The 9,547-nt window shown below is 38.6% G+C and carries 7 protein-coding genes and 1 tRNA gene; 6 read left to right on the top strand and 2 right to left on the bottom strand.

What is annotated here, in order from left to right; translation table 11 throughout:
- A partial coding sequence (locus tag PLJ10_10490; GenBank protein HOK10076.1) for a M48 family metallopeptidase occupies positions 1 to 1,403 on the bottom strand: 1,403 nt, incomplete at its 3' end.
- Between the two features lie 32 nt (positions 1,404 to 1,435).
- Entirely contained in the window at positions 1,436 to 2,002 is a 567-nt protein-coding gene (locus PLJ10_10485) for a LemA family protein (GenBank protein ID HOK10075.1), read from the bottom strand.
- A gap of 270 nt (positions 2,003 to 2,272) precedes the next feature.
- On the opposite strand from PLJ10_10485, the gene PLJ10_10480 reads away from it, so the two are divergent.
- From PLJ10_10480 to PLJ10_10455, 6 genes are all read left to right on the top strand, one after another.
- Positions 2,273 to 3,640 (top strand): hypothetical protein, encoded by a 1,368-nt coding sequence (locus tag PLJ10_10480; GenBank protein HOK10074.1) that lies wholly within the window; start codon positions 2,273 to 2,275, stop codon positions 3,638 to 3,640.
- 95 nt (positions 3,641 to 3,735) lie between these two features.
- Positions 3,736 to 5,067 carry a glycosyltransferase family 2 protein gene (locus PLJ10_10475; GenBank protein ID HOK10073.1) on the top strand — a complete coding sequence of 444 codons (1,332 nt, stop codon included), beginning with the start codon at positions 3,736 to 3,738 and terminating at the stop codon, positions 5,065 to 5,067.
- Positions 5,068 to 5,092: 25 nt separating this feature from the next.
- Positions 5,093 to 7,462 carry a hypothetical protein gene (locus tag PLJ10_10470; protein ID HOK10072.1) on the top strand — a complete coding sequence of 790 codons (2,370 nt, stop codon included), beginning with the start codon at positions 5,093 to 5,095 and terminating at the stop codon, positions 7,460 to 7,462.
- A 94-nt stretch (positions 7,463 to 7,556) separates the two neighbouring features.
- Positions 7,557 to 8,864, top strand: a complete 1,308-nt coding sequence (locus PLJ10_10465; protein HOK10071.1) for a Gfo/Idh/MocA family oxidoreductase — start codon at positions 7,557 to 7,559, stop codon at positions 8,862 to 8,864.
- Positions 8,865 to 9,049: 185 nt separating this feature from the next.
- Positions 9,050 to 9,265 (top strand): hypothetical protein, encoded by a 216-nt coding sequence (locus PLJ10_10460; protein ID HOK10070.1) that lies wholly within the window; start codon positions 9,050 to 9,052, stop codon positions 9,263 to 9,265.
- A gap of 65 nt (positions 9,266 to 9,330) precedes the next feature.
- Positions 9,331 to 9,409: transfer RNA gene (locus tag PLJ10_10455), tRNA-Pro, on the top strand.
- The last annotated feature ends 138 nt before the right edge of the window (positions 9,410 to 9,547 follow it).

Below are 9,547 nucleotides of genomic sequence, written 5' to 3'. Positions count from 1 at the left end.
CCTTGGTAATTGGGAGGGATTTTTAGTATTACTCCGCATGAGCATTTTAGGAAATTAAATTTTTGTGCTTTCATAATGGCATCGCCAGCATTGCGTACATTTTGATGTGGGGTGGTTTCTGCTGAAGTAGAAGGGGGCTTGATTGTTTGGTTCAACATTTGTTGTTCTAATGGTAGAGGAGGAGGCACAGTGCCTCCCACAGAAGTATATATCGTAGGAGTAAGTTCGTTAGTTGATATGGTATATTTCTTCTTCCATTTTTTACCTTCTATTTGTTGCCATACTTGTTCGTATGTGGCTGTAGGGGTTCTTGCAATGGTTCGTAGAATCTGGATGCGTTTTAGGATAGGGGGGTGAGTGCTGAATATTGATGAGGCATCAAGTTTATTTGCTTCTAATGGGTTGATTATATACATAGGTGCTGTTAGTTGATTTACGTTTATGGGTGGAGTTTGCTGATATTTTTTTGCAATTGCCTCTAATGCAGATGCTAAACCTTCGGGGTTTCGGGTTAGAACAACGGAGCCTGCGTCAGCTAAGTATTCCCTCTGTCGTGAACAGGCAAAGTAAATAAGTTGTGCTAAGAATGGGGCTATTAAAGACAATAGCAGAGCGAAGATGTACACCACTATCAGGAACAAAATAACTCCGCCTGCGTCTTTTCTATTACGGCTACTATAACGAGCAGAACCACGAATACCAGCACCGACAGCTTCGCGCAGTCCTACGACCAATAAAATTATTGTCCCAAGTGAGACAGCGAGCATGGTCATGTATAAGGTGTCTCTATGAACAATATGACTGATTTCATGAGCAATGACCCCTTGTATCTGGTCGCGGTTCATATGGTTGAGCAATCCTCGTGTTACTGCGACAGCACAATGTTCTGGTGACCTACCTGTGGCAAAGGCATTCATTGCTGGGTCATCGATAATATATATTTCTGGCATTTTAGGCAATCGTGAAGCGATTTTCATTTCCTCTACGATGTTAAATAGTTGTGGATGGTCAGCTTTTTCAATTTTTATGGCATTACTGATGGATAGGAGCATATTCCCTCCCGAATAGAAGGCAAAAATCATCTGGATAAACCATGCAACAAAAGCAACTATTGCACCGAGTGGTCCCCAGTATAACCATGTAAAGAATTGCACCTCTTCATAGGTAAGAGATTCTCGTGTTGATGAAGGATGTTGTGGATAATTAGTTCTATAGTGTTGTTGATATTGTTGATGTGGGGATTGAGCCAATTTTTCGTCTGAAAAGGCATAAGGTTCCGTAACGAAATAATAAGCATAAGCCAAAAAAGCACCGATAATATAACCAATCATCAACATAAACAACAGCATTACACCTGCAAGTATAATTGAACGACGTTTATTTTGGCGGACAAGTTCAAACATAAGTAGATTGTACACCCTACAATAGTAGATGATTAGAATGATACTTTAGGGACCGCCCGTTCTGCTGAATCTTGAACTTCAAAGAAGGTTTGTTCCTTAAATCCGAATATTGCCCCAATAATATTTGTTGGGAACATTTGAATTGCATTATTAAATGTCATCACCGCGTCGTTATACGCCTGCCGTGCGAAAGAAATACGGTTTTCTGTCGATGTTAGTTCCTCCTGCAATGCTAAGAAATTCTGATTCGCTTTTAGGTCGGGATAATTTTCTACAACAACGAAAAAATTGTGCAATGCCTGTGTAAGTTGCTGTTCCGCTTGAGCACGCTCACCGACAGAACCAGGACGCATCGCTAAATTACGTGCCTGCGTAATATTTTCCAATGTTGCACGCTCATGTTGCATATAACCCTTTACCGTCTCTACCAGATTCGGAATTAAATCATGACGCCGTTTCAGTTGCACATCAATTTGAGACCATGCATTCTTTACCTCATTTAGCAAACGAACGAGCCGATTATACGCACTGATGATAAATAGAATGGAAAGCACAATGATTACCAGAATACCAACCAAAATCCCTGTTGTCATAATCATATTCTCCTGTTTCAATAGCCCAGATTTATTCTCAGGCTATTAATTTGTATTATCATACCATACAGAACACACGCCATAATATTCAAATAAAATTTCTATATGTTCTTCTTTGAGCCCAACAATAATAAATTGTAAGTCTTTTGTGTTCTTCCCTAAAAATGCGTAATTATTTTGATTTGAAAATGTTCTTCAAGATATTGGCACCTTCAAACAAAAATAGGTATACTAATTGTTACTAAATTGTAAGTATGATAATATTAGGAGGTAATAATGAAACGTAGAGACTTTTTGCGGATTCAATCTGCGGGTGTGCTTTCTTTATTTTCTTGGTCATTGGCGAGGCAAGTATCGGCTGATGTTTATTTGCGAGTTGCATTGTTCAAGTGTGATGCAACTCCACCTTTAGGTACGCCATGGTACCCGAGTTACAAGCCTTTGGATACCATTGAGCATCCTTTGCTTGCTAAGGGACTAATTATTGAGACAGATAAACAGCGATATGTCTTATGTGCAATTGACTGGTGTGAAATTGCCAATCGTTCATATTATAAACTCTGTGAAATGATTGCGACTGCTGTTAAAACTGAGCCCAATGCTGTTTTTGTTCACACGGTTCATCAGCACACTGCCCCGATGTGTGATGCGGATGCATTTGATATTATTGGAACAATTCAGAATCCACCTCCCTGTCCTAAAAATGAGGTGTTTGATGAAATTTATCGAAGGATTGTCCAGTCCATTGAAAGTGCTTTACCCCAATTAATGCCATGTACCTCAATAGAAATTGGTAAAGCAAAGGTTGAGAGGGTAGCGTCTAACCGCCGTGTAGTTATGCCAGATGGTACAATAGCCACACGTTCCAGTTCTTGCAAAGATCCGAAACTGATTGAGGCGGAGGAAGGATTAATTGACCCATACGTGCATACTTTGAGTTTTGTCTCAAAGGCAGGGAGACCTATTGTAAGGTTGCATTATTATGCTACGCATCCGCAGAGTTTCTACTGGGATCCACGTGCCAGTTATGATTTCCCAGGAATGGCACGGGAGGAAATGGAAAAAGAAGAAGGTGTTCCGCATATCTATTTTACTGGTTGTGGTGGAGATATCGCTGGGGGCAAATATAATGATGGTTCTCCTGAGGCACGTCAGCAGTTATATCAGCGGATGTTGGAAGGAATGCAGAAATCAGTGCAGTCTTCACAAAAGGATATTATTGCCGAACCGCAATTTAAAGTGACCTCAGTTTATTTTGAACCTGCTAATGATAAACATCATAGTAAAGAGAATTTAGAGAAGATGATGAATGATACGAATCAAAAACATCATGTTCGCATTGACTCAGCTATGGAATTGGCATGGCAAAATCGCACAGGACAGCCTATCCCCATTGCAGGGTTACATTTTGGTAACGTATCTATTTTAAGTTTACCAGGTGAACCTATGGTTGAATTTCAATTATATGCTCAGCAATGTGCCCCGCATAGGCATGTTTTTGTGGCAGGTTATGGGGATTGTGCTCCAGCATATATTTGTACAGAAAGGTCTTTCAAGGAAGGTGGATACGAGCCGTATGCTTCTCACGTTGTCCCTGCTTCTGAAACAAAATTAAAATCTGCAATAAAAGAAGTATTATTATAAATAAAACAAATATGACGTCTAATATTAAAATGGTCAAGAATAAACAGTGAAAATTTTTATAGAGGCAATGTCTCTTTATAATAAACATCTACAATATGGATAACCCTTTAGTACGCATTTTAGTGTTGAACTGGAATGGGATGGAACATTTGGAGGAATGTTTTTCATCTCTTGTGGAGGGGTGTCAACGTGAAGATGTGGAGTTTGTTCTTTTAGATAATGCCAGCACAGATGAATCAGTTACTTATGTGCGGGATCGATTTTGTCACGACCCACGTGTCGTTGTGGAATGCTTGGATAAAAATTATGGATGGTCAGGCGGAAATAATTATGGGATTAAGAAGTCCATTGAGAAAGGGGCAAAATATATTTTCCTTTTGAATAACGATGTAAAGGTTGAGCGTAATTGTATTGAAAACTTGCTTGATATGGCTGAAGCCACTCCTGATGTTGGGGGGGTGGCTCCTAAAATGCTTTTGTATAATCAGCCATGGTTATTAAATTCAATAGGATTAGAATGTTCTATCATAGGTTCCGCATGGGATCGTGGTTTAGGACGTGTGGATAGTCCACGTTGGGACGAAATAACGGAGGTTGTTGGTATCTGTGGTGGTGCTATGTGGTTAAGAACAGAGGTATTACTTAAGACAGGCTTTTTACCAGAAGAGTATTCTATTTACCTCGATGACTTAGATTTGTGTCTGCGGATATGGAGCGTAGGTTCCCGAATATTAACATGTCCGAATGCAGTAATTCACCATAAGTTCAGTGCAACATGGGAAGGTTCTCCTGATAAGATTCGGCAAAAATATTTTTTAAATACACGGAATCGATTTTACCTTATGGAGCGAATGTTTCCAAGAAGTTGCTTACCCGAAATTATTTTTTGGGTAGGTGTTGGGGAACTGAAAGCAATTGGAAATTCTATAAGGAAATCGGAGTTTTGGCGGATTATAAAGCATATGAAAGCATGGCAGGAAGCCATTAAATATTATTACGAAGCGAAAAGATGGAGGCGTGAAAATCAACATATATTTCAAAGGCGTCAACAGGATTTATTTTGGAAATTAATTAGAAAACAACCTTTGTTCTGTCCAGAAATTGAGTTGCCTGTAGAAGGTTGGTATAAACCTAAAAGGGTCTGTGGTAGGGAACTTCAAGCCATGAGCAAATTTGCAACGATTTATCATAAAGGGGGTATGCTATCTTTTTCCTGTGGTAATCCATCGCCATCAATGGGCAATATTGATATAATAGTAAGGTTTAATGATAATGTTATTGAACATATACAAACTACACAATTTAAAAAGTATATACTTGATTTGCCTGCAGGCAAGGTTATATTTGAAGCGAATAAAATATTTGAAGTGGAACAACACTCCATCGCTCCTTATGATATAGGAGCATGGTTTGAATTCAATACTTAATTTTGTTTTGAAGGAAAGGTTTATAATGTCTAATAAATGGAAAATCCCTCCTTCTTTATCGAATTTGTTTTGGAGGAATTTTATCCTCTTTTTAATCATATTACTTGTTATTGTCCTTTCGTGGTGGTTAGGTTCCATTGTGGGTAGATACTCCCTCCAGAATCTAATAGCCAAGCCGTCACCTCCTTCGTCCCAAAAGATTGATAAACCGTCTGATAAAGAAAATGGAGCAGATGAAGACGTGCCATTTTATCTTTATGTTGGTGGAGACGCATGCAGTGACATTGCCCAGCAAGAAATTAAGTATGCGACGGATATAGGTGTCCCCAATCTGATAATCGATGCACTTTTCCCTTGGCGAGGTTCTGATGACTTGCCAGAGTTATTTCGTGTTTTGCAATGTGTAAATGAAATAGCTCCAGATGCAAAGTATTGGGTTTATTTAGATTTAAATCCACCAGAGGAGTGGTATCAAGGGAAGTCCTCTGTAAATATGGTAGTGAATGGTGAAGTACAACCTTTTGCATGTTTTAATTCACCGATATGGAAAAAATCTATAGAGGAAGGTTTTGCCCTTTTAGTTCATGGGCTACAATCTTCACAGGTTGGAAAACATATTGGTGGGTTTATACTTGGCTTTTTAAAAGACCGTCTATGGATAGCTCCAGGTATTGATGAATCGGAGTATGCCGTAAAAAGTTTTTGCACATGGGTACAGAACCGTTACACAACTTCTGAAGATAGAATAGCGGTATTTGGAGTAGACACGGTAGAACCAACGTGGGTTTTGGAGAACCTTCATAAATCAACTGAAACAAACAGCAATTTTCTATCCTATAACGAAAATGCTGTTACTATAAGTTATCGCAGATTTTTTAATGAAAGTCTTGCGGATGCTATTGGTTTTTGTGCGATGACACTGCGTCAAATTCTCGGAGAATTAAAAGTAAAAATATGTGTACCCTATGGTTTTAATATGGAAACATCAGAGCCAGCATCTGGACAGTTTGCATTGGGAAATTTAGTTGAGAGTGATCTTGATAGTTTTGTTTTGCCAGTGACTTATGTAAATCGTGGAATAGGTGAATCTGGTGGACCCAGCGGAACAATAAATACCTTATTGTTACATGGGAAAGAGGTATTACTACTTGATGATACTCGTACGGGTGTGTCTATGGATATAGCCACAAGGAAAATATCTCGTATTAAGGGGGTCCGAAGTGAAAATATTTATGCAGTTCAAAAACGAAATTTAGGAATAGCCCTTGTTCATAACACAGGACTTATTTGGACTGACCCAGAGGGAAAAGGTTGGCTTGCAGATGCTGAACAATGGAATTTGTTCAAAAACATGATGCAAATATATGTTAAGCAGACAACGTTAGCGAAAGATACTAAAAACAAATTAGCCTTACAGCAAAAAGCGATTAAGAATATTTCAGGGACAGAAGTACCGCCGAAAGAGGAGCCACTACCGAAATTGCAGGTTGGTAAGTATAATACAGATGAATTACAAACAGAATTACCAATACCTACTCCATTTGAAAATATTCTATGGGAACCGTTAGCAGTAATAATTGATGAACGGTTCGTCGATATTCTATCACCTAAAGGTATAGAGTTTTACTCAAATGCTGTTAACTATATGCGAGACCAACTGCTTAAATTAGGTCTTCCTATTGAATTTTATTTAATGCAGGACTTGCTCGATGAACGGATTCCCAAAAAACTTATTTACTTTATTTTTAGTTTTTCTCCATCTCAGGAAAAAGAAATTGAAACGTTACATAGAATATTTGAATCAGATAAGGCTATTGTAATCTGGTATTATGTGCCTTATTGGACTATGTCTGGACAAACACTGGAAACCGTACACAATATTACACAAATTGGCATTAAAAATTGTGATGCGAAAACAACTGCAGGTTCTACGATGGATTTAGATGGTCGATGGCTAAATAAGGATGAGACTTTTGGAAACATGGATATTGTGGAACCTCTGGTTTATATCGATGACGAGGATGCCGATATTATTGCTCGTTATCAAGCAAATGGGAAGCCGAGTATTGCGTTGAAAACTGTTAATGAAAAATGGATCTCGGTCTTGTATGCAGAACCTGCATTAAATTACCTTGTACTTCGTGAAATTTTTTCTATTTTGGAGATACCTATAGCCATTGCGGAAGGTAGTTCAGAGACACCAGATACACTACTGGTTGGTACAAATACGTTGATTATACACACGAAAGGTATTGGAGACCGTATACTACAATTTAATCAATTTCTGAATATTGAGAATCTGTTTCAACCTGAGCAAAAATGGTTTGAACGTGAAACCTTACTGCTTTCACTCGGCAGTGGTGAAACAATATTTCTACAATTGTTACCCCGATAATGTGAAACCAGATTGAATGAAAATAGTCCATCTTATTTAGTATAATGAACTATTCACTTTCTTTTCTGAACAAAAACAATAAGGAGAAATGATTATGAAATCTTTAACAAGACGAAGTTTCTTGAAAAGCACCGCAGTGTTGGTTGCTGGAACTATGGCTGTGGGAAAGGTCTTTGGTGCAAATGAACGCATCGGAATTTGCACCATTGGCTTTAATGGTCAAGGCGGAAGCCATATTAAAGACATCTTAGAAAAATCGAATGAAGCAGAAATCGTGGCTCTATGTGATGTCGATAAAAGGGTTCTGGAGCGAATGGTCAAAACAGTAGGCTCTAAACAGGGCAAGACTCCAAAGGCTTACGAGGATTTTCGTGAAGCAGTCCAAGACCCGAATGTGCATGCTATTACTATTGCGACACCTAATCATACTCATACATTAATAGCGGTTACGGGATGTAAAGCAGGTAAAGATGTATATGTAGAGAAACCGATGTCCCATAATATCTGGGAAGGAACGCAATTAGTAGAAGCGGCGAAAAAGTACAATCGCATTGTCCAACACGGAACACAGAGCCGTTCTGATAATACTTTAATTCGTGATATAGCACTAATTCACAAAGGTTTCATCGGCAAAATTATGCATTCTCGTGGTTATGTGTACAAGAATGGGAATCGTTTTGCCATAGGTCATGGTGAACCTGGCAATCCTCCCGATTATTTGAACTGGACATTGTGGCAAGGTACATCTCCCGACCATCCATTTATGAAGAATAAAGACCGCAAAGATAAACCTGGTTTATATGTCCATTATGATTGGCACTGGTTCTGGGAATATGGAAATGGTGAGATTGGTAATCAAGGTGTGCACGAAATGGATATAGCCTGCTGGGGACATAATCGCGGATTGCCTATAAAAGTATATAGCACCGGTGGAAGATATGGTTGGGATGATGACGGACAAACACCAAATACACAGGCAACATCGTTCACTTACGAAGACGGTTCTATGGTTACATTTGAGGTTCGCAATTTAGGCTCTTTCCAAGAAGCAGATGGTGGAGACTGTGGTAATAGTTTCTTCGGCACGGAAGGTTATTATGTGCGTAGAAAAGGTTTTTTTGATTATAAGAATAAACCTATTCCTGTAAATGAACCTTTACCTGAAGACTTAGATAAGTGGGATAGATTCTTCCGTGCTATTCGTTCTCGTAAGGAAGAAGACCTGCCAGTAACTCCTTATGATGCTCATATTTCATGTGCCCATTGTCATTTAGGTAACATTGCATATCGTATTGGTCGTTCCTTGGAATTTGACCCAAAGACATTAAAATTTAAAGATGACGAAGCAAATAAGTTAATTAAACGTGAACAATATAGAGAAGGCTTCGAGCCTGTTGCTTAATAAAACCCGCATTTTATCGCCTTCGGGGCATTATCAAAAAGAAAAAATGTCCCGAAGGTAATTTTTTTTCCAAAAAAGGATTAAATGACTTGACTTTTAGGTTTAAATATGGTAATATATATTTAGAATTTAATAGTTGCAGGTATAATAAAATAACCTAAACCTCAATTATAAGGAGGCAAAACGTGAAGAAGTTAGTAAGCCTTACACTCGTAGTTCTGTTAGCTCTTTGTGCATTTGCAGTATTTGCTGACAGTTCTACACCGACACAACAGACCACTCAAATCAGACAGGTAAGAGGTCTCGCTGGTGGTGCTGGCGGAACCGGAGGAATTGCTGGACTTAGTGGTGGTGGTTCCGCTGCAGGTGGAGCAGATATTACTGTCGCACAGTATCACTAATCTGTTTATGAATTAAAAATTAAATATGAAGGGGTAAAAGGGAGGGTTTTTTATTAAATTCCTTGCGGGGTGTAGCTCAGTCCGGTTTAGAGCGCTTGGTTCGGGACCAAGAGGCCGGTGGTTCAAATCCACTCACCCCGACCATGAATTAGATAGTTTAGTGTGTGTAATTTAATCTTTTTTAATTCCATCCTTCTTTCCAAAAAAAGTTTTTTATCAGCACGTTAATATACAAAAATAAAGTATCGGAATTATTTTATAACTTATTGTTATTTTAAATTT

The organism is Candidatus Hydrogenedens sp. (assembly GCA_035361075.1).
Classification (GTDB): domain Bacteria; phylum Hydrogenedentota; class Hydrogenedentia; order Hydrogenedentales; family Hydrogenedentaceae; genus Hydrogenedens.
This window is presented reverse-complemented; position numbering and strand designations above follow the sequence as displayed.